The organism is Paenibacillus sp. Y930, assembly GCF_056786375.1.
The window spans coordinates 466045-490800 of record NZ_JBXCIX010000004.1 but is presented as its reverse complement, the minus strand read 5'-3'; the positions used below and the strand labels follow the sequence as shown (position 1 = coordinate 490800).

At 40.1% G+C, this 24756-nt stretch carries 25 protein-coding genes; 1 reads left to right on the top strand and 24 read right to left on the bottom strand.

Annotated features, from left to right (window positions below):
- Positions 1 to 19: 19 nt before the first annotated feature.
- A complete protein-coding gene (gene dapB / locus AC1TO5_RS14665; protein WP_482063565.1) occupies positions 20 to 817 on the bottom strand; it encodes a 4-hydroxy-tetrahydrodipicolinate reductase in 798 nt (265 codons plus the stop codon).
- A complete protein-coding gene (locus AC1TO5_RS14660; RefSeq protein ID WP_482063564.1) occupies positions 814 to 1164 on the bottom strand; it encodes a nucleotide pyrophosphohydrolase in 351 nt (116 codons plus the stop codon). Before AC1TO5_RS14660 ends, dapB begins: the two co-directional genes overlap by 4 nt.
- A 131-nt stretch (positions 1165 to 1295) precedes the next feature.
- On the opposite strand from AC1TO5_RS14660, the gene AC1TO5_RS14655 reads away from it, so the two are divergent.
- A complete protein-coding gene (locus tag AC1TO5_RS14655; RefSeq protein ID WP_482063563.1) occupies positions 1296 to 2162 on the top strand; it encodes a YitT family protein in 867 nt (288 codons plus the stop codon).
- A gap of 186 nt (positions 2163 to 2348) precedes the next feature.
- On the opposite strand, the gene AC1TO5_RS14650 is transcribed toward AC1TO5_RS14655, so the two are convergent.
- The 22 genes from AC1TO5_RS14650 to trpD form a co-directional block, all read right to left on the bottom strand.
- A complete protein-coding gene (locus tag AC1TO5_RS14650) occupies positions 2349 to 3221 on the bottom strand; it encodes a hypothetical protein (RefSeq protein ID WP_482063562.1) in 873 nt (290 codons plus the stop codon).
- Positions 3222 to 3265: 44 nt separating this feature from the next.
- Positions 3266 to 3904 carry a DUF1405 domain-containing protein gene (locus AC1TO5_RS14645; protein WP_482063561.1) on the bottom strand — a complete coding sequence of 213 codons (639 nt, stop codon included), beginning with the start codon at positions 3902 to 3904 and terminating at the stop codon, positions 3266 to 3268.
- A 60-nt stretch (positions 3905 to 3964) separates the two neighbouring features.
- Complete coding sequence (locus AC1TO5_RS14640; protein WP_482063560.1) at positions 3965 to 4831, bottom strand: c-type cytochrome; 867 nt, start codon at positions 4829 to 4831, stop codon at positions 3965 to 3967.
- A gap of 18 nt (positions 4832 to 4849) precedes the next feature.
- A complete protein-coding gene (qcrB, locus tag AC1TO5_RS14635; protein ID WP_482063559.1) occupies positions 4850 to 5521 on the bottom strand; it encodes a menaquinol-cytochrome c reductase cytochrome b subunit in 672 nt (223 codons plus the stop codon).
- 16 nt (positions 5522 to 5537) lie between these two features.
- A complete protein-coding gene (locus AC1TO5_RS14630) occupies positions 5538 to 6068 on the bottom strand; it encodes a Rieske (2Fe-2S) protein (protein ID WP_482063558.1) in 531 nt (176 codons plus the stop codon).
- Positions 6069 to 6308: 240 nt separating this feature from the next.
- Complete coding sequence (locus AC1TO5_RS14625) at positions 6309 to 6731, bottom strand: DUF2487 family protein (RefSeq protein WP_482063557.1); 423 nt, start codon at positions 6729 to 6731, stop codon at positions 6309 to 6311.
- A gap of 147 nt (positions 6732 to 6878) precedes the next feature.
- The gene (locus tag AC1TO5_RS14620; RefSeq protein ID WP_482063653.1) at positions 6879 to 7058 is read right to left on the bottom strand and encodes an IDEAL domain-containing protein; all 180 of its coding nucleotides are present in this window, start codon (positions 7056 to 7058) and stop codon (positions 6879 to 6881) included.
- Positions 7059 to 7080: 22 nt separating this feature from the next.
- The gene (locus AC1TO5_RS14615; RefSeq protein WP_482063556.1) at positions 7081 to 7587 is read right to left on the bottom strand and encodes a gamma carbonic anhydrase family protein; all 507 of its coding nucleotides are present in this window, start codon (positions 7585 to 7587) and stop codon (positions 7081 to 7083) included.
- Between the two features lie 55 nt (positions 7588 to 7642).
- Positions 7643 to 8815 (bottom strand): hypothetical protein, encoded by a 1173-nt coding sequence (locus AC1TO5_RS14610; RefSeq protein ID WP_482063555.1) that lies wholly within the window; start codon positions 8813 to 8815, stop codon positions 7643 to 7645.
- Positions 8816 to 9029: 214 nt separating this feature from the next.
- Positions 9030 to 10172: an SEC-C metal-binding domain-containing protein gene (locus AC1TO5_RS14605; protein ID WP_482063554.1), complete on the bottom strand. Its 1143-nt coding sequence runs from the start codon at positions 10170 to 10172 to the stop codon at positions 9030 to 9032.
- A gap of 507 nt (positions 10173 to 10679) precedes the next feature.
- On the bottom strand, positions 10680 to 12500 hold the full coding sequence (locus AC1TO5_RS14600) for an ABC transporter ATP-binding protein (protein WP_482063553.1): 1821 nt from the start codon (positions 12498 to 12500) through the stop codon (positions 10680 to 10682).
- Positions 12490 to 14346 (bottom strand): ABC transporter ATP-binding protein, encoded by a 1857-nt coding sequence (locus tag AC1TO5_RS14595; RefSeq protein ID WP_482063552.1) that lies wholly within the window; start codon positions 14344 to 14346, stop codon positions 12490 to 12492. Before AC1TO5_RS14595 ends, AC1TO5_RS14600 begins: the two co-directional genes overlap by 11 nt.
- A gap of 1130 nt (positions 14347 to 15476) precedes the next feature.
- The gene (locus AC1TO5_RS14590) at positions 15477 to 16076 is read right to left on the bottom strand and encodes a histidine phosphatase family protein (protein ID WP_482063551.1); all 600 of its coding nucleotides are present in this window, start codon (positions 16074 to 16076) and stop codon (positions 15477 to 15479) included.
- Between the two features lie 64 nt (positions 16077 to 16140).
- Positions 16141 to 16749, bottom strand: a complete 609-nt coding sequence (locus AC1TO5_RS14585; RefSeq protein ID WP_482063550.1) for an anti-sigma factor family protein — start codon at positions 16747 to 16749, stop codon at positions 16141 to 16143.
- Complete coding sequence (locus AC1TO5_RS14580; protein WP_482063549.1) at positions 16746 to 17342, bottom strand: RNA polymerase sigma factor; 597 nt, start codon at positions 17340 to 17342, stop codon at positions 16746 to 16748. The genes AC1TO5_RS14585 and AC1TO5_RS14580 overlap by 4 nt, the downstream gene beginning before the upstream one ends.
- A 427-nt stretch (positions 17343 to 17769) precedes the next feature.
- Complete coding sequence (locus AC1TO5_RS14575; protein ID WP_482063652.1) at positions 17770 to 18861, bottom strand: prephenate dehydrogenase; 1092 nt, start codon at positions 18859 to 18861, stop codon at positions 17770 to 17772.
- Between the two features lie 3 nt (positions 18862 to 18864).
- On the bottom strand, positions 18865 to 19962 hold the full coding sequence (hisC, locus tag AC1TO5_RS14570; RefSeq protein WP_482063548.1) for a histidinol-phosphate transaminase: 1098 nt from the start codon (positions 19960 to 19962) through the stop codon (positions 18865 to 18867).
- Between the two features lie 220 nt (positions 19963 to 20182).
- Entirely contained in the window at positions 20183 to 20989 is an 807-nt protein-coding gene (gene trpA, locus AC1TO5_RS14565) for a tryptophan synthase subunit alpha (RefSeq protein WP_482063547.1), read from the bottom strand.
- Positions 20990 to 21001: 12 nt separating this feature from the next.
- A complete protein-coding gene (trpB, locus tag AC1TO5_RS14560) occupies positions 21002 to 22198 on the bottom strand; it encodes a tryptophan synthase subunit beta (RefSeq protein ID WP_482063546.1) in 1197 nt (398 codons plus the stop codon).
- Positions 22195 to 22914 carry a phosphoribosylanthranilate isomerase gene (locus AC1TO5_RS14555; RefSeq protein WP_482063545.1) on the bottom strand — a complete coding sequence of 240 codons (720 nt, stop codon included), beginning with the start codon at positions 22912 to 22914 and terminating at the stop codon, positions 22195 to 22197. The genes trpB and AC1TO5_RS14555 overlap by 4 nt, the downstream gene beginning before the upstream one ends.
- Positions 22911 to 23711 carry an indole-3-glycerol phosphate synthase TrpC gene (gene trpC / locus AC1TO5_RS14550; RefSeq protein WP_482063544.1) on the bottom strand — a complete coding sequence of 267 codons (801 nt, stop codon included), beginning with the start codon at positions 23709 to 23711 and terminating at the stop codon, positions 22911 to 22913. The genes AC1TO5_RS14555 and trpC overlap by 4 nt, the downstream gene beginning before the upstream one ends.
- Positions 23701 to 24744 carry an anthranilate phosphoribosyltransferase gene (trpD, locus tag AC1TO5_RS14545; protein WP_482063543.1) on the bottom strand — a complete coding sequence of 348 codons (1044 nt, stop codon included), beginning with the start codon at positions 24742 to 24744 and terminating at the stop codon, positions 23701 to 23703. Before trpD ends, trpC begins: the two co-directional genes overlap by 11 nt.
- Positions 24745 to 24756 lie beyond the last annotated feature (12 nt).

The following is a 24756-nucleotide window of genomic DNA, read 5'->3' as shown; positions in this document are numbered from 1 at the left end:
GCTGTCGTATAATTGTATGCTAATCCATAATATGTTCAAATCCATATACTAATCCTACATATTGCATAACTTTTGTGATTGCCACATTAACCCCAGGCATATAGCCTGCGCGATCATAGGAATCATGACGAATTTTCAATGTTTGCCCATTTCCGCCAAAAATGACTTCTTGCTGAGCAAAAACTCCAGGTAAGCGTACACTATGTATACGGAAACCTTCATAATACCCGCCACGTGCACCTTCAATTGTCTCTTGCTCATTAGGATTTCCTTGACGCAATTCCTGGCGAGTTTGAGCAATTAATTCTGCAGTTTTAATAGATGTTCCAGAGGGCGCATCTAGCTTCTGATCCCCATGATACTCGATAATTTCAACATGCGGCATATATTTCGCTGCTTCTTGCGCAAATTTCATCATAAGAATGGCACCGATGGAGAAGTTTGGCGCAATTAATCCGCCAATTCCTTTATCATTACAAAGTACTTCTAATTCAACAATTTGTTCAGGTGTAAATCCTGTTGTCCCCATAATTGGACGTACGCCATATTCTATTGAAAGCTTTGCATGCTCGTATGCAAGATGAGGGACAGTAAAATCAACCATAACGTCCGCTTTTGTTGAGCTTAATGCTTCTTCCAATGTTGAAACAACAGTTACGCCAGTCAAATCAGCTCCTACAATACGACCTGCATCTTGTCCTTCGAAAGAAGGAGCAACTGCAGCTACTAATTGCAATGCTTCATCCGCTAACACCATTTTCACAACTTCTTTACCCATACGACCACTTGCACCTATAACTGCAACTTTTATTGTCATCGTTGTTCTCCTTCGTTATCTGAATCAATTTTTGTCCATCTATTTGCATCTCTTGTATTAAATTTCTCCATAACTTTATCATGAGCAGCGGTAAGATCGATGTTCAATGAATTTGCAAAACAATTCAATATGAACAAAATATCAGCAAGTTCTAATTCAATAGAATTATCTGCTTCATCATGTTTTTTCGGTTTTTCACCGTAAGTATGATTAACTTCTCTAGCTAGCTCTCCAACTTCTTCAGCAAGTCTGGCAACTAAAGCGAGTGGACTGAAATAGCCTTCCTTGAATTGTGAAATGTAATCATCGACTTCACGCTGTAATTGTGCTAATGATTTCTCAGCCATTTTCATACGCCCCTTCTTCAAGAACCATTCACTTATATGTTACCGTATCACTATTAATAAAACAATGTTTTTTGCGAGAGAAAGTAAGGCATACTAATGCATAATATACTGTGCGAAAAGGATTGATGCATATGCCCTCAACAATAAAAACATCTCTAAGACAGTTAATTCCAATTACAATCGGTGCTGCTTTATACGCTTTTGGTTTACAGGTTTTCGTGATCCCTAACCAGCTTATGGAAGGCGGCGTTACAGGGATAGCTGTTCTATTAAATTATATTTTTAGCCTACCGATGTCAATTACGACTTTGCTCATTAATATTCCCCTATTTCTAGTTGGCTGGAAAATACTCGGTGGCAAAAAAATGATTTATACAATATACGGTTCTGTTATGCTGTCTATTTTTCTCGCTTTGTTAGAATACTCAGTACGTAACCATTATTTAATCTCATTCAATCAAAGTTATGACTCCATGCTAATCGTACTTTATGCCGGCGTAACGCTTGGTGCTGGGCTCGGCATTGTGTTTCGCTATGGTGGAACTACGGGTGGTATCGATATTATTGCCCGTATTTTGTCTCGTTGGCGAGGATATAGTATGGGACAGATCATATTAGTGTTTGATGTTATTATAATTGGTATCTCTGTGTTCTACATTTCAATTGATAAAGTGCTATACACACTAGTCATGGTTTTCATCGCGTCCAAAATGATTGATTTTATTCAAAATGGAGCATACACTGCCAAAGCCTTCTCCATTATTACAGATAAAGGCGATGAAATTGCTCGTAGAATAACAATGGAGCTTGAGCGAGGGGTAACGATTGTTCCTGCCGTAGGAGCATATTCAGGAAAAGAAAAAAAGGTCGTATATTGCGTTGTCCACCGCTCCGAGACTCATCGTCTGAAGCAGCTTGTGCGCAATATCGACCCTAACGCTTTTGTTGTAATTGATGAGGTGCAAGACGTACTAGGCGAAGGCTTCAAAGAAGAGTAGCTAGATGTAATTCAAAAAGCGGACTTTGATAACGATGATTGTGCGTGTAGCTTATTCGACATCGATTCTGAAAGCCCGCTTTTTGAATCTTCATTTAAAGCTTCGACCTCTTGATCGCTTGTGTACACAAGTGTACACATTGCTGGCATCTTCTTAGCGGGAGATCGTCCAGTAGCTTGCACCTCATTATACTTTTTTCACTCCGAACGGTGCTTGCTTATATTTGCGATACGCTGTAAAGGTTAGCAAGCCGGATATAAAGGCACCGATTAACAATGCCAATGTTGTTGGGTTCCATCCACTTGAGGCGTCCACGATTGGAACTGTGATCGTCTCTTCCGCTTGCGCAAATAGCGTATGAATCGTCTCTTCGATATTATTTATTGCGGTCTCTATTTCTTTAGCTTGTTGCGGTGTCCAAGTTACTTGTGAAGCTACTGTAAAAAATCCATTAAGCTGCAATGTACGCTGCAGTAATTCCGCCATCCGCAGTTCATCCCCGACCATATAAGCTGCTGTTTGCATGCGGTCAACTCTTTGTTTGAAAATCGTTAGATGAGCAATCACATACTTCGTCTTGTCATCTGGTGGCACTGTCAATATCGTTGCTGTACGAATCGATTGCAAATCATCTAACAATACGGACTCATATTGAAGCCACGGACCATGTTCAGCCTGTAGCAGCGCATCAATCGCTAACAATAATGAACTAATAGGCTCTCGCCAAACGACATTAGGCTTATTATTAACGATACCTTGCTCAATTGCCAACACATCCTGCTTCATTTGCTTCCAAGCTGCAGCTGTTCCATATTGTAATAACTCAGGTTGATTCAGTTGATTTTTTATATTTTTCACCGTTTTATAGGCTGCTTGTTTATGAGATTCATTACCCTCAGCATACAATTCAGATATCGAACGATCTAATTTCAACAATCGCGCATAGGATGGATCTTCAATATCGCTTGTCCTATTATCAGAATATCCTAACACAGAAGCTCCAGACGATAACAAACAAATGATGCAAAACAACGCTAATAAAACTATTTTAAATTTCATATCAGCAACCCTCCCATTATTAATCTATGAGAGGCGAGGACAAGTTATGACCGCCATTTCTTTTTCCATACAACATAGCCCGCCAATAAACTAACCAATGACAAACTAATCGTAAACCATTTCACTTCGGTAACATAATCATGTAATGCTGTTGGCAAAAATGGATAAATGCCGTAGTGATAATCTAATGTATCGTTAAGCAGTAGCCAGCCTGTTGCAATCGTTAATGAAATACCAGTTACACGCATAAAGCGGACGTAAAGCAGCGCTTCAAAGGCCATTGCCAGATGTGAAGTCATCAGCATATAACTTTGCCATTCAAGCGGTTCACCTTGCGTAGCACCAGCTATTATGATCGCAGTTGCCCATATCCCGTATTTCACTGAGCATACGACCGCAAGTGCTTCAATTATTGTGCGACTCCAGCTTACAAAGCGCGAAGTCCCCTTTGGAGGAAATAGCATATACAGCACAGCTATGGTGAAAAAGAGACTTGCCGTTGGTGAATCTGGAACAAATACTATTAACCAACGCCAATTTTCATAATTCGTAATCGTCCATTGCAACTGATTATCATACCAAATATAACCGTAAATTGTACCTAATAAATTGATTAGAAATAACGGCCATAGGAAATTACGATTCATTAAAAACGATTTACTGAAAAACCATTTAACATTCATAATAGTTATCCTTTCAAAAAAGACCTGATCGCAACTTGCGATCAGGTCTTAACAGATATGTTACTCTTGCGTTTGTTTCGCTAACCAAGAAGCTAGTTGACCAATCTCATCATCACTCAATGTACCTTGGAATGATGGCATTCCAGCCTCAGTTCTTCCAATAGTAATAATGTCTTGAATTTCTTCAGCTGACTTAGAGTTACCGATTCCTAGTAACGCGGGAGCACCTGGACCACCATTAAGATCTACAGCATGACATGCTAAACACTTCGACTCGTAAATTTTCATTGCCGGGTCATCAGCTTCAATAATAGCAGGAACTGCAACTGCTTTTAATGGATTAGGACGCGGTTCTCCCGCTTCATGTGCTTCTTTTGCTTTTTCAGCACGAACATGATGCTCTGGCGTCATACCTTTTGCTTCTAATTGATCCTGGTAATGTGACCAAGAAACAACAGTAAGGTAAGTAACTGCAACAATCGATAAAATCATAAGTGAAGAAGCAATTGGGCGACGGTAGAAACGACGCTCTTTACCTGTATCAAGGAATGGTGCTAATAGCAATCCTCCGAACATAATCGCTGGAATAATTAGCGTTCCGATTAATACATATTGCTGTGATACATATGGATATTTCAAAAATTGGTATAAGAACAAGAAATACCAGTCAGGCATCGGTATAAATGAAGCATTCGTTGGGTCAGCAGGGTAGCCAAGTGGAGCTGCTTCAGCCATTACCCATACTAAGAAACCAACTAATACTACGCAACCAACCATCCACTCTTTCAGAAGAAAGTTAGGAATGAAGGCTTCCGATTTACCTGGGTAAGCCGTATAGTCTGGCGGTGTGGGATCCATATTGTTAACTTTCACACGAGAATCGCCGACATATACAACTTTCTCATTCGATTTATGACCATTTGCCATAATTGTAGCCTCCTTCGCTTATAGTGGACCTGAAATCCCTTGTTTGCGGATCATAATAAAGTGCGCTGCAAGCATTGCAATCAATGCACCTGGTAAGAAGAATACATGCACTGCAAAGAATGTTGTTAATGTACGAGCGCCTACGATGTCCCCACCATATAAGATCTTAGCGATATAATCACCAATTATAGGTACAGATGCGGCAATTTCTACCCCTACTTTAGTAGCGTAGTAAGCTTTGTTATCCCAAGGAAGTAGATACCCTGTGAAACCAAGACCTAGCATAATAAAGAAGATAAGCATTCCAACTACCCAGTTCATCTCACGAGGTGCTTTATAAGAACCTGTAAAGAAGACTCGGAGTGTATGTAAGAACATCATAACAATGACTAAACTCGCCCCGAAGTGATGCATGCCACGAACAATGTTACCAAATGGAATTTGGTGTTGTAGGTAGTCAACACTTGCATAAGCGTGAACGATATCTGGTACATAATACATTGTTAAAAACATACCTGACAAAATTTGAATTACTGTAATAAAGAACGTCAGACCACCAAAGCAATATACGAATGCTGAGAAGTGATGCGCTGGGTTAACGTGTTCAGGAACTTCGTGGTCAGCTACATCTCTCCAAAGCGGCGTAATATCAAGACGTTCGTCAATCCAATTATATATACTTTTAAACATCTAACATACGCCCTCCTTATGCTCTAGTGTTTGAAATAATACCGCCAAGGTATACGACTCCATCTTTTACTACAACTTCATACTCATCAAGTGGTGAGTTTGCAACGGTAATGTTTTTACCGTCTTTGGAATAACGTGCATCATGACAAGGACAGTCATATTCACTTTTTCCGTGTGTGTTCCAAGCTACTGTACAACCCAAATGCTTACAAATTGGAGAAAGTGCAAATACTTTATTAGAAGCATCCTTGGAAATCCAAGCCACCTTCTGAGTTTCACTTTCATACCAAGCGTCAACTTGATGCACTTTGAATCTTACTTCTTGCGGTTCAGACGTAACTTTATTTTCATCTAATACTTTTACGAACGCGCTTTCGCTACCTTTAGCTAATAAAGGATCTACTGCAAAGCGAACCATCGGTAAAACTGCGCCACCTATCATGAAGGCAGTTGTGCCGCCAAGCGTGTATGATAAAAATTGACGCCGGGACATTTCTTTGCGTTTAACCGGTTGATGCTCCGAATCATGTTGTTCATGGTTACTCATTTTCTGTTCTAACCCCCTTTGCCAACCAATTCTTCCGTATTGCTCAAAAGCAAAGCCAAATGATGAACTAGGACATAATTATAATAGCCTAGCTACCAAATACCGTCAACAATTTGACAGGACATTTGCGACAATTAGGAAATATCGTTCAATAATTTGTTGTCAATTTGTCACAATTAGCATTCTATTGGCATTGTTTTCCCCTATTACGAACCATTTCATACATATTTATCATGTTATTTATGTCCTATTGTGACTCCACAGTTCACGAATTTGTAAATTCACTTGATCAGATGATGGAATTTCGCCATTTTCTGTAGGGGCAATCCACAGATCCGCTTCATTAATTTGAAACTGAGTATGTAATTTGGCAGTAATAAGGATGATGTACTTAAAGCCTTGTCCTCTTAAAGCACGACAATATGAAGCTATTTGCGCCTGGGCAGCCGGGTCGATGCTAATGTAATGGCAGGCAGGATAAGTAACAACTCTGCCTTTGTAAGGGATTTCAACCAAATCCATAATATCTCTTAGGTTTTCTAATGCTAACGTTGCTTCAACAGGTGATTCACTACCGTCTAATCCAGTTATCGGTAGCAAGCAAGTGTCAAGATAAGGCTTAAGTTCCTCCCACTGCTCCTGCTGTATTTCACTAAATTTCACTGTTGTCCCTCCTGAAACTTTTGCTTCTTTTTGAACTACCTATTTCAATGAGAGTCCGCTTTTTGAACTTCCTCTTATAATATTACAGAAGAAAGCCTTCAAATGCTATAGCTAACTCGCATCCGAAGGCCTTTATTATTGATTCCACTATTTTAACTGCTTTAATTGAGTACTAAGTTCATAAAACAAATGTTCATCACCTGTTGCCAGTGCTTCATCTATTTTCGTTTCAAGCTTATTGCGCTGATAATTTTTTAAGGCATCGTCCAATATCATTTCAGCGGTTAATGCTAACATCGCTTCGTATTTTACATTCATCTTATCGATAGGTAACACCTCCATAACGGTGCTATACATTCCTATACTCATATCCTTTAGCTACATAGCTTTCCATTGTTCTTTTCATTCTAGCTAGATCATCTTCCGTTAACTCACGAACAACTTTAGCGGGCGTCCCAAGAGATAATGTATAGGGCGGGATTTTTTTATTTTCCGTAATGACAGCACCTGCCCCTATTAAAGCATATTCACCAATCTCTGCACCATTAAGTACAATAGCCCCCATGCCGATTAAGCTTCCTCTCCCAATATTGCAGCCGTGAATAATCGCAGCGTGTCCGACAGATACTTCATCCGCCAAAATTAGCGGCTGCAGTGTATTCACATGTCCAACAACACCATCTTGTATATTACAGCGATCACCAATCCGAATTGGAGCCAAATCACCACGAAGTACAGCATTATACCAAATTGTGCTTTGTTGACCGATTGAAACTTCTCCAATTATTTTCGCACCTTCAGCAACAAAGACATCGTTACTAAGTGTTGGCATTAAGCCTTTATACGGCAATAACATACGATCATCCCCCTCTTAAAACGTAGGGAAATTCTAACAATGAGCTTACAGATTGTCAATGTTTCTCATTACTGACTGGAAAGCTATCGATCATTTTATGACCGAAGACCGACCTTTTCATTACGACTCCTTGCTCCGTTTCTCCGATTGCAATGATACCGAAATGCAGCAGCATTTTCACAATCCGTTGATGCAAAATAGCTCCGGCTGAATCGAAATAGTAAGGTCTTATGTAAGGCTCAAGTACCGTTTCAAAAGATTTCAATGTCGTCCATTCCTTAGACAAACTACAAATCCAATAATATAACGAAGTAACATTCGGAATTGCTCCTTTATAAAGCTTGAGCCAATGTGAGACTATAGCTTGCATCTCTTCATAATTCATATTGTCTTTAGCCAATTTCCCGCTTCTAGTTAAGACAATCGTGTCACTTTCGATAGCTAGCCAACCCTTTGCATAGCAATAATCGTTCATAAATGCCATCCGATCTGGATAGTCTCCAAAACCTTTACCATAGCCAAATTTCCATGCACCTTTGCCAGGTAATTCTTCTTGTATTGCAAATAGTTCATTCAGTTGAACAACAAATCTTCTGTGCATAATCCCATCAATAGCAACGTTTGGCTTATAAGTATCGATGAAATTGAGCATCACTTTCATATCTAGTAATAATTGACCTCCTTCTTCGCGATAAGCTGGTGGTTCTGCCCCCCGCTCAATCGAAACCGATAACACTTCAGCCAATGTGACTTTGAATCTTTCCTTCAAATCCTGGGGCACATGGAACAAATAACGATCACTGCCACCATATCCATTGAACAACCAACCTTGCTGTTTGAATTTTGCAATAATTTCACGCGGTGTTAATTCAATGACTTGCTGCTTAGTAGATTTTTTGGATTTTACTTTCGGCTTTGTTTCTACGACCGTGACACTTGTATTCCGAACTTCATTCCTAGCTGGAAATCTACACTGTTGCACTCTAGCAAGTAAATCTTCTAAGCTATAGGACTTCCGAGTTTCAAACAATAAATAATTGACGAACCTTAATTCCTCTAGCTCCATTTTTGCTAATTTCTCTTTAATGACATCACGTCTATGTACCGTTGCTAGAATGGACTGAATTAATTCATGCTTTGAATTTCCATTACACTCACAACCATACACAGAAGCTATTTTTGTGAGTTGAGTAATATCGGCATAGCTCAGCATATCTGATAAATTCATTGGATCTCCTTTCTCGCAAACATCGTAATTACGTTGATCAAAAGTTCTAGCTTATAGTTTCTAGTATTACTATTTTTACTTATTTCATACTTTGCGACAAAAATTGACTACTAATCTCAGCAAATTATAATTGGTTCACCTATTGCGCAAACAAAAAGGCAATCTATACTCGCCCGAAATGAACGAATGGAGATTGCCTTGACTATCTATCTATTTATTTGTTGATACAGCACTTTTTATATTTCTTGCCACTACCGCAATAACAAGGATCATTGCGACCAATCTGTGGCGCAGCGTGCTCATTAGATATCGGTTGTTGCTGCGAGGTTTCCGCATGCTCACTATTGTTAGCTAAACTAGTAGCATGATGTCCCTTCAAAAACCATTGCGGCGTATTATTGTACATAATTATTAATCGAGGCAACAACAAATTAAGTAGCTGTTCGTCTTGAATAACTAGTTCTCGCTGAATATATTCAACCAAGTCTTGAAGCTGCAAACCAGCACGAATGCCGAATTCAGCCTGATCAGCAATCAGATTGGCATCTTGTTGCAGCACTTTGAATTGTTTTACTAAGAAATCAACGAGGAGCCGATGAGCTTGTGTCCTGTGGATATAGCGCTCTGCACCCGCTTTATGCAATTCTAGCGCTGTGAAATAAGCATAATCTACTTCTTGACGTTGGTTATGTTCTTTCGCAATTAGAGTAGGATCAGGTATCGCAGCATGATGTACAAACTGTTCATTCAACCCTAGATCATTATGATAATGGCGGTAGTTAATAACGAGATGCATATAGGGAACTTCTATTTGGCCAAATACAGCATATCTAGAAAGGATCGTATTAAGTTGCTCATGTGTTAGCGCACCATAGTAATACATCATTCCTTTAACCGTATCAATTAAATTACTATTCAAAGCTATTCGTTTGAAATCTAGCTTCTGTAGATGTTGATCGACTACATTAATTAATTCATTCGGCATAGCAATAACAGCTTGTCCATTAATCGTCGTTTGGAATAACAGTCCCAATTCCAACCAATACCGAAGTTGCTGCGCTGTTAACTGTTCATTGAAAGCAAGGATACCTTTACGACGAACAACCTCTTGCAGAAGCTCTACTCTCTCCTCATCAAACAATTCAAGTAGTGAAGGTAATTCGAGTTCATAAGCACCAGATAATTGTTCGATGATCGTTTGCTTAAGTTGTTCTCGATTCAACTTACTAGCATTTTTGATAACGGCATGCTTGCGTATATTTGTTAATATATCTTTAGACAAGCCCTCAAGCGCAAGCTGTAAATCAAATACTTGACTTGCTTGAGTGCGTGTTGCATTCTCTGTAGCTACTGACATTTTTAAAAGCCTCATTTCTCATTCTTAATAACATGTCCAAAAGTATATGATACCGTAAATCATAAGTCTGCACAACAATTGCTCAAAATTTTCATTCATTTGAAAATGAGTGAATAGATCATTAAGAAGCTTTATTTCGCTAGATTAGTTAGTAATTATCGCTTCATTCTAGGTCAGACAATTTGCCGCCTGTAACAATTTCCACCTTGTCATTATTCGGACTAATCCATAGCTCATATATCAACCAACTTGACTGCTTATCTATATTTGCATTTGATTTTCAACCTGAAGAAAACCGCCCTCCATGCCGGCGATTTATTCAGCTAACGTTCCCCGTTAGAATTCCTGTAAAACGAATAATTTGGACTTTGCATAAAAAAGAGCGCCTCTGCAACGTGGCCACTGAAAAACGTGTGTATTTAGCGTCTATAAAATGAACCTAAATAGATAAAGGCGAATTCTCATTCAAATTGAATGGAGCACATGAGTAATGAAGATAATGCATTGTTAAGAAGTTCCAACGACCAGGCGATATCTGGACGCCTGAAGGTTAAACATTTGAGCGTATTTCCCGTCCATTTTCATAAGTTCTTCGTGTGAACCTTGCTCAATAATTTGACCATTTTCCATCATGAGAATGCGATCCGCCATTTTGGTAGTCGATAAGCGATGGGAAATGAAAATGATCGGTCTATCTTCTGCCTTCTCTAGCATGACTTGATTCAAATGGTATTCACTCATAGGGTCCAATGCGCTGGAAGGCTCGTCTAATATAATAAGTAGAGTCGGCTTGGCGAATACTCTTGCGATCGCCACCTTCTGAGCCTCTCCGCCAGATAACTCGATCCCGGTATCGTCAAATTCCTTAGTAACGGAAGTCTCGGTCCCTAGTCGCAAAGATTGCAGCTTACTGCCAAAACCACTTTTCTCCAGCGCTTCTCTTATCAGATAGGAATCGCCTGATGTAGCATGGTTCATGACGACGTTTTGAGAAAGCGTAGCAGCGAACAACTGATGATCCTGAAACACGGAGCTAATCTTCATTCGGTAATCGTCCAGCTTCAATTGATCGATTGGTATCCCATTTAAACGAATTTCTCCCGAGCTTGCATCGTATAGACGCATGATCAGCTTCGTCAATGTCGTTTTTCCCGCACCATTGTAGCCAACGATTGCAATTTTCTCTCCAGGCTTGATGCTTAGATTAACGTTTTGGAGGATTGGCGGCCCGGATTGACCATATTGGAATGATAACTCTCTTAGAGTTAATCCAGTAAACTTATTCGGCACAGGTATTGGATCTTCAGCTTCTATCAGACCGTTCTTTTGATCTAGGAAGCTTCTTAACTTCTCAATATAGAGGCTGTTTTCTTGCATCTGGCTAATAAGTGTCGTCATATATTGCAAATTGCCCTTTAAACGCCAGGATGAATTGAGCAGCGTGACCGCGCTTCCATAGCTTAACGTTCCTTTCACTAACGTCATAAACACAACATATACGACGTACAAGCCGCTCAAAATCAACTCACTAAAAAAATACTCAGAGGAGAAGTTTAACCAGAACTGCTTTTTCGAATGCTTTTGCACGATTCCGTGCATCTCTTTATGTGTATCAGTGAAATCTCTAAAAAATTTCTCCTTGATGGAATAAAGTCTTAATTCCTTCGCATAATCAGCCAAGTAAAACAACCGCTTCAAATAGATTCGTTTACGATCCTTTTCGTTAAGCTCCATCCTCATTTTGTACCTGATTTTATTGGTGATCATGCTGACAATCAGGGTTAAAATGAAGGACACGAGCACAAACAGCAGACCGAGCTTGTCAACGAACAGGAAAAAGCTTATAGAGGTCATGATAACCGTAACGGATTTGCAAATTGTTCTGATGGTGTTTATCGTAGCATCAATTCGATTATGAGCATCATTGGCGCTCCACACATAATCATTATAAAAAACGGGATCGTCATAATTCGCCAAATCGGTACTAATCGCTTTTTCGTAGAGATCCATCCTTATCTTTTGATACAGCAATTCTTTTCCTTTAGGTTCAACGCTCTGGTAGTAAATACTGTCCAGCACAAAACAGATTGCGATAAACAAAATTGTTAGTCCGATATATAAGGCAACCGTAGAAAAGGAAGTTCCATATTGAACGCTGTCGAACACAAACTTAATCAAAAGGACATGTTCGATAAAAATTTCGATTTCCTGCAAGCATGCATACAAACATGTAAAGATGATATATTTGCGCGAATAGCGCAGCCCGTATTTCAAAATAAACCAATTATTTTTAAGGACCCGAGTAAAGCTATGCTTATTAGGCTTCATGCAGATTCACCACCCCAGCCAACTCTTCTTGATCAACATACTTTTCTGCTTGCTTTAAGAATAGCTCCGCATATTTCCCCTGCAGCTGCATCAATTCCATGTGTGAGCCAGACTCTTGAATTTCGCCATCCTCCATGTAATAAATGCGATCTGCCAGCATAGCGGATGACATGCGGTGAGAAATAATGACAACGGCTTTATCCTTGCAGGCTTCCATCATACTTTCAAAAATTTCAAATTCCGCAATCGGGTCGAGGGCGCTTGTTGGCTCATCAAGAATGAGTAGTTCGGCCTGTTGTGCAAAAATGCGCGCGATCGCAATCTTTTGAAACTCGCCGCCTGATAAAACAACTCCTTGTTCATCAAACTCCTTCGTAAGCATCGTATCTATTCCCTCCGGCAAAGTGGCTACCTTATCGTATACTCTGCTTTTCTTGAGCGCATTTATGACGAGCTGGCGGTCAGCTTCGGTGTCCACATCGCGCATAAGTACATTCTCTGCAATTGTCATCGAAAAAATCTTAAAATCCTGAAATACGGTTCCATACAGTGAGCGATAGGACATGAGATCAAACTCTTTTATATTGCGGCCGTTTAACAATATTTCTCCCTCAGTAGGATCGTACAATCGCATCATGAGCTTGATTAACGTTGATTTGCCTGCTCCATTGTGGCCGACAAGAGCAATTTTCTCATTCTTATTCACTTCCATCGTAATATGGCGAATAGAGGGCCTATCTGCTCCATCATACGTAAATTGAAGCTGCCGAAATGTTAATTTCTGTATCGGCGGCGCGATTGGTTTGACTGGATCGGCATCCTCCTGGATTTCGGAAACATAGTTTAAAAAAGTTTTTAAATTTTCGATGTATATGCCGTTTTTGTTGATCTCTACAAAACTGTCAGACAGCCGAATGAGCGACCATGCGCCACCAACCATTGCGCTTCCAAGAACGATAAAGGAGCTGATAGAAATCGATTGCTTAACAATTGCTAGATAAGCACCGTACAGCAAAATCCCTTGGAATATGAGCGTGAAGGTAGTAAATATTTTGAAAAAGGAAATAACTCCCGCCTTTACTCGATACTTATGAACGACAGAAATGACACCGTCATACCCTTCTATATAAGTGTTTCTCAGAACTGAAAAAATGCGGGACAACCGAATTTCCTTGGCAAAGTGCGATAAATAAATGACACGGTTTACATAGTCCATTTTTCTTTGGTAGGGTACTCGCTCATCATTTTGCTGGAACTGAATTCGGTTCAGCTTTTTTCCAAAATAAAAATTTCCGATAATCGGCAATAAAGCAAACCATACCACCCACGGATCTATGGCGTACATCACGGCAAATATACTAATCGTTGCAAGCGAGACGAATATAATTCTAGAGAGATTTTCAAGAACAGCGCTTACTCGTTGATCCGCTTCTTGGATGGCTTTGGTATATTTATTATAAAACTCATGATCCTCAAAGCACTTCAATTCCACGGATGCAGCCTTGCGAAAAAGAATGAGATACAGCTTCTCATATAACTTGAGATCGCTTAAAGGCCTGAAGCGATAATCATACCAATTGTCCAGCAAGACTAATGCGAGCATCAAAACCAATGTCAGGATTATGAAATAGACAATTTGCTGAAAATCCCTTTCTATTGATATGGACTCAATGATGTACTTCATGAAATATACGGTAAAAAATACATTACCAAGCTGTCTGCCGGCTTGAACTGCAAATTCAGCCACCACTCTCTGCGGATGTATACTCCATGCTAATTTGAACATAAATAAGTTGTTGGCGATATTGACTTTAATATGTTGGAATGTATGGCTTAGCTTCTGCAAGATCGTTCCTTCCCCCCTGTATCGTTAAGAACATTCAATCAGCCTTTTGAAAAAGATTCAACCTAATAATTGGTAATTAAAATTTACTACAAGGAATAATGAAAAACAACCCCAGAGATTATATGTATTGTCATTTTTATACAAAAAAACACAAAAAGGTATAGCCGTTATGTGAGTTATGAATCCTAGAAGATTTAAGTATGTTTTTTTGAAACTGGCTCAGAAAGAAGTTTGGGAAAGCAGGAATTCAGCTTATGGATGAGACGTTTCAATTCAGCCATGTACAAAGGAAGGATTGTCGTGGTAGACTATGGAGATTTTATAATGGAGGCGGGGTTGCTTTTTCATCCCTGGAATAGGATTGGTCTGTATTTTAAAGTTCCATCATGACATTGTAAAAGTCTCGTACATGTCGGATATATGTACGAAATCGCCCTATTTTATGAATATGTAAAAGGAGCTGCCGTGGCAGCTCCTTCATCGTTGTATACAGTCTTTCATTGAACTAACGTTTCTCGTTAGTTCAATGATGTGTTTATTTTTTTTGGAAAAAAACGTTGAAATATGAATGGACGTACGGATGTGTCGAAGTAGCTCCATTTCACGTACTATTGACGCTACTTTTGGTATTGCTACGCCGCAAGTGGGGAATGAAGCACAACCGAGCGGAGAACGCAGAAATAAGGTCCTGTGAGTCCACTATGGGTTTGGGATATACTGCGCTCAGCAGCCCTATCCAGCGCACATTAAGGCTAATTTGGGCTTTGTTATATACACGAGTACTAAGGGGCCAGCGAAAGCTATCTGAAAAATGATCAATCATGCCCATAACGTACCTAATATCCGCTAACGTATACAAATTTAAACAGTCCAGCACTTATTATGAGATTGAGCCATATAAAATAAGCATTATTTTTTATTTCCCCTAAAATAATCATGTACTAATTTTTCGTATTTATCTGCGACAGTTCTATTTTTGTGTTTACTTCAACAAACTCCGATGATGTTGGCTCTAGCATAAGTTTTTCTCTCCAAACCATTTCATGCAACCTTTTCCCACCTCAATTAATTAAGGTCTTCCATAATTAAGTTACTTCTGCTACGCAATAATATTTCATGTCGACTTGAAATTATGTGGTGCTAGATATAGTATCTTGTTCAAGATGTTTATTGCAATTGTATAATAAAAATTTCCATCCCGCTTCATTACGTTCTAATATGGAGTATGATAAATTCCCAATCCGCTCATCTGCAAGATCCGGAAACAGTTCCAGCAGCAAATTCGCAATAAAGCTACCATGCGTAACGCACAAAATATTAGAATTCGGATACTTCACATATAGCTCGTCTAATATTGCAACGCCTCTTGAACGCATATCTTCAATCGTTTCCGCTCCCAAATCGAGTTCTTTCCAATCTTCTCCCCACTTAGCAACACGTTCTTCTAAAGTAGTTCCTTCAACCTGCCCAAAAAAACGTTCTCTAAGACGCTCATCCACAGTAAGAAGCGGTATTTGTAGCATCTCGTGAATATGGGCGCCTGTTGCTTTAGCGCGTTCCAAATCGCTTGTCACGACGTAATCCCAAATCACTTCGTCGGATTGAAGTCGGCTTGCTAGCAATTTTGCTTGCGCAATCCCATTCTCATTGAGCGGAATATCCGTTTGACCTTGAATTCGTTTGATCGCATTCCAGTGTGTTTCGCCGTGGCGGACAAGACCTATTAACACAATATCTCTCTCCTTTTTTTAGAGGTTGTTCAAAAAACAGACTTTGATAACGAAGTGATGCAGGTTAACTACGCGTTCTCGTAAACCAATTTAACACAAGGATAGTCATGATTATTCCAAGTAGTGATAAAGCTACGTAATATTGCGGAAAGGTTGGAACGACTTGCATGACAATCGGGTCGCTAATACTTGCAACAGGTATTTGACCTTTGTAAATATTAGAACTAACTAAGCTAACACTTTCAGCAGATGCAATATCTACTACCCCAGAAATGTTTGCAGCAATTGTGGATTTCGTATCTTCCTTATAATCAAAAATAAATACAAATAATGCGATCGAAAACATCGCCAGGCAACAAGCGATGATCATGGCAATATTACGTCTAAAATTGCGTGAAAAATGATAATTTTTGGTTGCGATCGGCATGTACCATGCTTCTTCAGCATAAATTCTATCCATTACATGTTTGTTAATATAATCAATATTCGTTTGTTTTATGTCAGAATCCGCGAAAGACAACTCAGAGAATGAAATAGAACTAAAGTCCAGTTCTAATAATGATGAGCAATGCTCACAATCGAATAAATGGGCTTCGATTTCAATACGCAACGGATCGTCTTCATCCAGTTCTAAATAGCTATCTATGAATTGTTCGATCTCATTACATTTCATTTCCGATACATCCTTTCATAATCATCGCTTGATCTATCCTGCTCAATATACGCCTCAAGCTGTTGTTTAATACTGGCTCTAGCTCTGAATAATAACGACTTCACCGAGCTAACCGTTTGTCCTAGTATATTGGCAATCTCTTGGTAATCCATTTGTTCGTATTCACGAAGAATAATAGCTGAACGTTGTTTTTCAGGCAAATTATTGATCGCAGCACGAACCTTTTCCATTCGTTCATTAATAAGAAGCTGCTGTTCTGGTGTTGCAGCATCTGAAACAATCGGTTCCATGTTGACTTCCTCTATCGAAACATAAGCTGCTTTTTGCTTACGTAGCTCACTTAATACTGTGTTTCGCGCAATCGTATAAAGCCATGTAGAAAAGGTCGCATCTATTTCGCGAAAAGTATGCAAACTGCGGTACGCTTTATAAAAAGTTTCAGAGCATAGATCCTCAGAGAGAGACTCTAGTTTGGCGCTCTTCAACATATGATAGATAAAGGCCATGATTCTACGTTGATAGCGATTCATAAGCTCAGAGTAGAGTTCGACATTGCCATCCTTTATTTCACGTATTATCTGGGAATCTGTCATGACAGGCGAACCTCCTCCACCTGCAATTTATTCCCGAAATCCACTATACATTTATACTGATTTCGGATCAAAAAGTTGCGTTTTATATATAATCAATCATCACTTACTATCATAGTCTATTATCGTTTATGTTAAAAGAAAAAAAAAGACCACTCTGAAGGAGTGGTCCGTGTCCATCTATGAACACAAGAGTTATTGGATAGGAGTGGAGAGAAACCATACTATATATTCATTATATGTATACGCTTCCAGTTTGTCAATAAGCGCTTACATTTTTATTTTTAATATATTTCTCCCTAAAATTGTACAATTCACTTGTATTTACCTCTTTTTTTATTGATAGAATAGATTGTAAGAATGTAACATTAAAAAACGCTCATGAAAGGAAAATCCTCTCATAAGCGTTATATTTATGATCTATTCTAAGTTATTGCTCTACTTTATACCCTTGTTGCCCTAACAAAACAATCGCTTGATCAAGATGTTCTTGCGTTCTAAAGCTAAGCTTCAACACGCCAGGAATTTGTTCGCGATTTTCAATAATTTGAATATTGCTTAAGTTGATTTGAGCATTACCCAATTCACTTGCAATAGAACCAATAATACCAGGATGATCGGGAATATCTACATAACAATCGTAAATTGAATGCAGCATTCCTTTTCTTCTTTCTGGCATTTTACTGCGGAAATTGCCCGCTTGATGAAACGCATGTACAATGCCATCGCCATCATCCTGCTCCAGTAGCTGCTTGAACTGATCCATATTGTTTTGCCAATCATTAAGCAACTTCAACAGCACAACTTTATTATCTAGCAATATATCGCGCCATAATGATGGATCACCCGACGCGATCCGTGTAATATCGCGGAAGCCTCCCGCAGCCAACGTTTCATAGAGACCATCATTATCATTGTAGCCACGAATCTGATTCACAAGCCCAACTGCAATAATATGTGGCAAATGGCTAATTGCTCCTACAATCGTATCATGAGCCTTTGCATCAACGGGGACAATTTGAGCTCGTGTGTAACTCAATAGCTCGATCAACTGATTAAGACTAGCTGCTGGTGTATCTTCCGCTGCGGTAAGTACATAGAAAGCATTTTCCAACAATCGACTAGATGCCGCTTCGACACCTGAACGTTCTGATCCGGCCATTGGATGACCACCAATGAATATTGCTGAAGTATGCTTGAACACTTGCGCAGATGCCATTACAGACGCTTTTGTACTGCCAACATCTGTTATAATGCAGCCTGGCTTAAGATCAAGCTCGCTTAGCTGCTTCATATAGTCATCCATTAGACCAACCGGTACACATAAGAAAATAAAATCTGCGTCTAGTGCCGCTTCTTCTACCGATGTCGTGCCACTATCTACAACGCCACGTTGAACATACTTCTCAACAGAAGAACTACGATTAGAATATCCAATAACGGTAATATTCGGTTGTCCCTTTAAGCATAACGCGATAGAGCCTCCGATAAGACCTACACCAAATATTGCTACCTTTGTCATCAATTAAGTTAGCACCGCCAATTCTGTTAGAACTTGCTCAAGAGCGTTAATGAACTTTTCATTTTGCTCCGCTGTACCAACAGACACTCGAATACAGGTTGGATATTGCTTCCAGCCCGCTCGAATAATAATACCTTTACGCAGCATAAGATTGAATATTTCCATAGAAGGCGTACGCACATCGACCATAACGAAGTTACCATGACCTTCGAAAAACTCCAGCTTCATACGTGTAAATTGCCCATGTAAATAATCTAATCCGGCACGGTTTGCTGTGCGACATTGTTCTAGGAACGCATCATCTTGAAGCGAAGCTTTTGCTGCAACTTGCGCTAAGCGACCTGTATTGAATGGCTCACGCACTTGATTAATGGTACGAATTACTGCAGTATTACCTACTCCATAACCAATTCGATTCGCAGCGAGTCCATATACTTTGGAGAACGTCCGTAGTACAACTAAGTTATTATATTTATCTAGTAATTGAACGCCATCTGTGAAATTAGTATCGAATACATACTCTCCGTATGCTTCGTCAAGAACAACTAACACATGCTTAGGTACTTGATCTAAGAAGGAGAGCATATCCTCATGAGCAATAATTGTACCTGTTGGATTATTTGGATTACAAATCCACAGCACTTTCGTTTTCTCAGTTGTTGCTGCAAGCATTGCCGGAAGATCATGCTTACCATCTTTCAGCGGTACCTCAACTAACTTCACATTTTCGATCTCAGCATTATGTTTATATTGGGAGAACGTCTCGTCTGCCATTACTGTCTCATCGCCAGCAACTAGGAATGCACGGGCAATCATCAATATAATATCGCTTGAGCCTGTACCAAAAATAATTTGATCGCTATTGACATTAATTTTGCGTGCAAGGACTTCTGTTAATTCAACACTTGCACCGTCAGGATACAAGTGTAGTTGATCTATTTCTTCAAGCATCGCTGCTTTAGCTAACGGCGAATAACCTCGCGGATTTTCATTAGATGCTAATTTAATAACTTCGTCTAAACCTAATTCTCTTTTGACATCTTCAACTGGTTTACCAGGCTGATACACTGGTAGATGCATAATATTCAATTTTGGCTGCATGGGCCATTCACCTCTTTGTCTATATTTGCATTAACGCGTTAAATAGCGACTACTTCGTATTGTCTCACAACTTATGTTGCTTTTAAAGTAGACGTTGAAACATTTATAGAAAAAGTCGTATACACGAAAGACAAATGTCCATCATGTATACGACTCATATTCCTAGTGACTATTGTATCCATTCAAAGCTTAGTAAGTAATAATAACGTTACTACACCTATTATCCTTTCAGGCTCGCAACAAAATCACCGATTTGTTTGAGTCCCTCTTGCTTTGTAGCTGCGTCCTGTAGCAATGGTATGCTATTCTCGATCGTACGAACGATGGCACTACCTACAATAACACCATCGCAATTCCCTTCGAAACGCGCTACCTGCTCACGACTTGAAATACCAAAGCCAATCGCAATCGGAACTGACGTTGCATCTTTAACTACGCTTAGAAATTCATCAATACCATCATGAAAATTCGTTCGCTCGCCAGTTACACCTAGTGAAGATACGCAATATACGAAGCCTTTCGCATGCTGCGTAATCCGAATGATACGTTCATTGGATGTTGGTGCAACCAATGGAATAAGATGAATCTCATATTCCTCTGCTAATTGTCTAACTTCAAGATCCTCTTCAATCGGCAGATCAGGTATAATAAGTCCACTAATATCATTGCTTTTCACAAGGTCAAAAAATGGCTTTAAGCCAAATTGGAAAATCGGATTATAGTAGGTAAACAGTATTAATGGAATTTTAACACCTTCACCGCGCAATGTACTGCCTAGATTAATACAATCCGTTAATGTGATGCTATGTTGTAGCGCTCGCTGAGATGCACGTTGAATAACTGGACCATCTGCTAACGGATCAGAATAAGGCACACCTAGCTCAACAATATCTGCTCCTGCCGCTTCGATCGTTTTGATAATATCTACTGTTATTGCAATCGTTGGATCACCAACTGAAATAAACGGTATTAATGCCGTTTTATTCTGTTCCTTCAGTTCAGCAAACTTTTTATCGATTAAATTCATTGTGGTCACCTCCTATAGTTGTTCATTACCTAAGTAGCCCATAATAGCTTCTACGTCTTTGTCTCCACGACCAGACAAGCTTACTACGATAGTTTGATCTTTACTTAATGTTGGAGCTAACTTAATCACTTGTGCGATCGCATGCGCTGATTCTAGTGCTGGAATAATTCCTTCTGTACGAGACAGTTCCTGCAAAGCAGCTAATGCTTCCGCATCCGTAATCGGTACATACTGAGCACGACCGCTATCCTTCAAGTAAGAATGCTCAGGACCAACTCCAGGATAATCTAGACCCGCAGAAATGGAATGCGCAGGCAGAACTTGACCGTGCTCATCTTGCAGAACGTAGCTCATGGAGCCTTGGAATACACCATGACGACCTTTGGTCATCGTAGCAGCATGCTCATCGGTCTCAACGCCACGACCAGCAGCTTCAACACCTAATAGTTTTACAGTTTCATCTTGGATGAATGGGTAGAAGATTCCGATCGCATTACTACCACCACCGACAGCCGCAACAACATAATCCGGTAATTTATTTTCATATTTCAGTATTTGCTCACGAGCCTCATCACCAATAATACGCTGGAAATCGCGAACCATCATTGGATATGGATGCGGACCTGTTGCCGAACCAAGAATATAATACGTATCGGTTACATTGCTAACCCAGTAACGAAGTGTCTCATTACAAGCATCCTTCAATGTACGAGTTCCACTAGTAACCGGCACTACTTCAGCACCAAGTAAATTCATCCGGAAAACGTTCAACTGTTGACGCTTCATATCTTCTTCACCCATGAACACTTTACATTCAAGACCTAGCAAAGCTGCGACTGTAGCAGATGCAACCCCATGCTGTCCCGCTCCAGTTTCGGCAATAATTTTCGTTTTGCCCATGCGCTTAGCAAGTAAACCTTGCGCAATCGCATTATTAATTTTATGTGCCCCTGTATGATTCAAATCTTCACGCTTTAAGTAGATTTTTGCTCCACCAAGCTTTTCCGTTAAGTTGGGAGCGTAATATAATGACGTTGGACGACCTGAATAACGATATAGTAAATCAATGATTTCCGCTTGGAATGCGGTATCCTTGGAATAGTGAAGATAAGCTTTCTCTAATTCTAATAAAGCGTTCATTAGTGTTTCAGGAACATATCTGCCCCCGAACGGCCCAAAGCGACCATTCATATCTGGAACTTGTGTCATGCCTCTATCACCTTTCTGACAAACTCATTTATTTTGTTCAGATCTTTCTTACCATCTGATTCTACACCACTCGATACATCAATACCATTGCAATGATAGCTTGTCATTAATTCCACCACATTGTCTTCATGTAACCCACCTGCAACGTAAAGTGGACGTTCCAAGCGATCTGCTACGGCACGATAAGTGGCAATCGCTTCCCAATTGAATGGTTTTCCTGTTCCGCCACCTGGTGCATCAATTAATATCGCTTCAATATACGGTACATAAGGAGTAAGCTCTTCGATAATTTGTTGCTCTTCATTGAACCACTGTTCTTCTTGACGATTATGCTCACGCTCTCGTTCAATCGAGATTACTTTCCACAATGCTACATCGGGAAAACCATTATGTAGCTGGGCATAATATTGTACATCTTCATTGCCATGTAGCTGCACAACATCGAGCGGAACATGCTGCAATAATGATGTCATGTCTGCTAATGGATGATTCACGAACACGCCGACAGCACGCACAGTCTCATCATTAAGCTGATGAATGGCCTCGACAAGCTCTTCTGCCTCTATAGCCGTTACTTGGCGCTTACTTGGTGCAAACACTAATCCTACCTCTTGAATCGGCAGTCCTTCCATCGCCGCTATCGTAGCGACATCGCGTAAGCCACATATTTTGATACGTGGTTTGTTTGGCAACAATTCTATTCGTTCTTGCTTCATACTTTAGTAACCTGACCCATTAATTGCTCAATCGCTTGACCAACATCACCTTGGCGCATAAAATGTTCGCCGATCAGCAATCCTTGCGCGCCTACCGAGCGTACATATTCATAATCCTGCTCGCTCAATATACCACTTTCACTAATGTTCAGTACATGTGCTGGCATCATACCGATCAATTGCTCCGTCGTTTCAAGCTTTGTTTCGAATGTGTGTAGATTACGATTGTTAACGCCGATCAAAGTCGCTTTATCTAACTTCAAAACACGTTCTAGTTCAGTTGCATCATGAACTTCAACAAGCACGTCCATACCTAGTTTTTTCGCAAGGTCATGGAATTCACTAAGCTGCTCATCGCTTAAAATCGCTACAATAAGTAATATACAATCCGCACCGATTGCTCTCGCTTCATAAATTTGACGGTAATCTATAATAAAGTCTTTACGCAGTAATGGAACCTTTACGGCCTGCGATATGGTTTGCAAATATTCATTGGATCCTTGGAAATAATCAACATCAGTTAGCACTGATAAACAATCTGCACCTGCAGCCTCGTAAGCAAGTGCCAGCTCTACAGGGTGAAAATCTTCGCGAATTAATCCCTTAGACGGAGAAGCTTTTTTCACTTCTGCAATTAATGCTAGTTCGCGATTACGACCACCTGCGCGCAAAGCCTGTTCGAAGCCACGACATGGAGGAAGTGTCGCGATAAGTTGTTCATACTGTTCCAATTTGAAGTTTTCCGCTAACTGCTGTACTTCAACCTTTTTCGTCTCGACAATTTTATTAAGAAACATAATCTAATTCTCCTGTCTTTTGAATAAGCTGATCTAGCTTCATCGCAGCTTTTCCAGAATCAATAATCTCTGCTGCGATTTTCACACCTTCTACATGAGTGCTGCAAAGTCCACCCAAATATATACATGCTCCCGCATTAGCTAATACGATATCACGATAGCCATCTCGGCGTGTGCCGGCAAATATTTCACGAATAATTTGCGCATTATAAGCTGGCTCGCCCCCTAATACATCAGAAAGAGTATGCGTTACTAAACCTAACTCTTCGGGCGATATTTGGTATGTGCGCACAATGCCGTCCTTTAATTCAGACACCTTCGTCGGCGCTGAAATGCTAATCTCATCCAAGCCATCGAAGCTGCTTACAACAAGCGCGCGCGTAATTCCCAATTCCTGCAGAACCTCAGCAATAACTTCCGTCTTATTAGCATCGTATAAACCTAATAATTGTCGATCTGCTCCAGCAGGGTTCGTAAGTGGACCTAACATATTGAAAACCGTTCTCGTTCCGATTTCTTTACGCGGACCAGCTGCGTGCTTCAATGAAGGATGATAGAGCTGAGCGAACATAAAGCAGATGCCAACTTCATCAAGACAAGCTTTTGCTTGCTCAGGCGTAACATTGATATTAACACCAAGTGCTTCCAGCACATCCGCGCTACCTGATTTACCTGACATCGCACGATTCCCATGCTTGGCAACAGTAATTCCTGCCGCCGCTGCGATAAGTGAAGATGCTGTAGAAATATTGAATTTGCTTATTCCAGATCCACCGGTACCACAAGTATCTAGCAAGCCACTTTGATTGCTATCAACATGATTAGAGAAGCTACGCATCACTTCTGCTAGACCAGTAATCTCATCCTTCGTTTCACCCTTCATTCTTAGCGCAATCGCAACAGCTCCGATTTGCGTCGCCGTTGCTTCTCCGCTCATAATTTTCGTCATGACGGATTGTGCTTCTGCTCTCGTAAGATCGTTGCTAGACACTAATTTCGCGATCGCTTGCTGCATACTAATTGATTCGCTCATATGGCTCGATCC

Bases quoted from the DNA above. Each gene is read 5' to 3' on its own strand.
- dapB (WP_482063565.1), bottom strand. From the start codon at position 817: ATGACAATAAAAGTTGCAGTTATAGGTGCAAGTGGTCGTATGGGTAAA.
- AC1TO5_RS14660 (WP_482063564.1), bottom strand. From the start codon at position 1,164: ATGGCTGAGAAATCATTAGCACAATTACAGCGTGAAGTCGATGATTAC.
- AC1TO5_RS14655 (WP_482063563.1), top strand. From the start codon at position 1,296: ATGCCCTCAACAATAAAAACATCTCTAAGACAGTTAATTCCAATTACA.
- AC1TO5_RS14650 (WP_482063562.1), bottom strand. From the start codon at position 3,221: ATGAAATTTAAAATAGTTTTATTAGCGTTGTTTTGCATCATTTGTTTG.
- AC1TO5_RS14645 (WP_482063561.1), bottom strand. From the start codon at position 3,904: ATGAATGTTAAATGGTTTTTCAGTAAATCGTTTTTAATGAATCGTAAT.
- AC1TO5_RS14640 (WP_482063560.1), bottom strand. From the start codon at position 4,831: ATGGCAAATGGTCATAAATCGAATGAGAAAGTTGTATATGTCGGCGAT.
- qcrB (WP_482063559.1), bottom strand. From the start codon at position 5,521: ATGTTTAAAAGTATATATAATTGGATTGACGAACGTCTTGATATTACG.
- AC1TO5_RS14630 (WP_482063558.1), bottom strand. From the start codon at position 6,068: ATGAGTAACCATGAACAACATGATTCGGAGCATCAACCGGTTAAACGC.
- AC1TO5_RS14615 (WP_482063556.1), bottom strand. From the start codon at position 7,587: ATGTTATTGCCGTATAAAGGCTTAATGCCAACACTTAGTAACGATGTC.
- AC1TO5_RS14610 (WP_482063555.1), bottom strand. From the start codon at position 8,815: ATGAATTTATCAGATATGCTGAGCTATGCCGATATTACTCAACTCACA.
- AC1TO5_RS14605 (WP_482063554.1), bottom strand. From the start codon at position 10,172: ATGTCAGTAGCTACAGAGAATGCAACACGCACTCAAGCAAGTCAAGTA.
- AC1TO5_RS14600 (WP_482063553.1), bottom strand. From the start codon at position 12,500: ATGAAGCCTAATAAGCATAGCTTTACTCGGGTCCTTAAAAATAATTGG.
- AC1TO5_RS14585 (WP_482063550.1), bottom strand. From the start codon at position 16,749: ATGAAATGTAATGAGATCGAACAATTCATAGATAGCTATTTAGAACTG.
- AC1TO5_RS14580 (WP_482063549.1), bottom strand. From the start codon at position 17,342: ATGACAGATTCCCAGATAATACGTGAAATAAAGGATGGCAATGTCGAA.
- AC1TO5_RS14575 (WP_482063652.1), bottom strand. From the start codon at position 18,861: ATGACAAAGGTAGCAATATTTGGTGTAGGTCTTATCGGAGGCTCTATC.
- hisC (WP_482063548.1), bottom strand. From the start codon at position 19,962: ATGCAGCCAAAATTGAATATTATGCATCTACCAGTGTATCAGCCTGGT.
- trpA (WP_482063547.1), bottom strand. From the start codon at position 20,989: ATGAATTTAATCGATAAAAAGTTTGCTGAACTGAAGGAACAGAATAAA.
- trpB (WP_482063546.1), bottom strand. From the start codon at position 22,198: ATGACACAAGTTCCAGATATGAATGGTCGCTTTGGGCCGTTCGGGGGC.
- AC1TO5_RS14555 (WP_482063545.1), bottom strand. From the start codon at position 22,914: ATGAAGCAAGAACGAATAGAATTGTTGCCAAACAAACCACGTATCAAA.
- trpC (WP_482063544.1), bottom strand. From the start codon at position 23,711: ATGTTTCTTAATAAAATTGTCGAGACGAAAAAGGTTGAAGTACAGCAG.
- trpD (WP_482063543.1), bottom strand. From the start codon at position 24,744: ATGAGCGAATCAATTAGTATGCAGCAAGCGATCGCGAAATTAGTGTCT.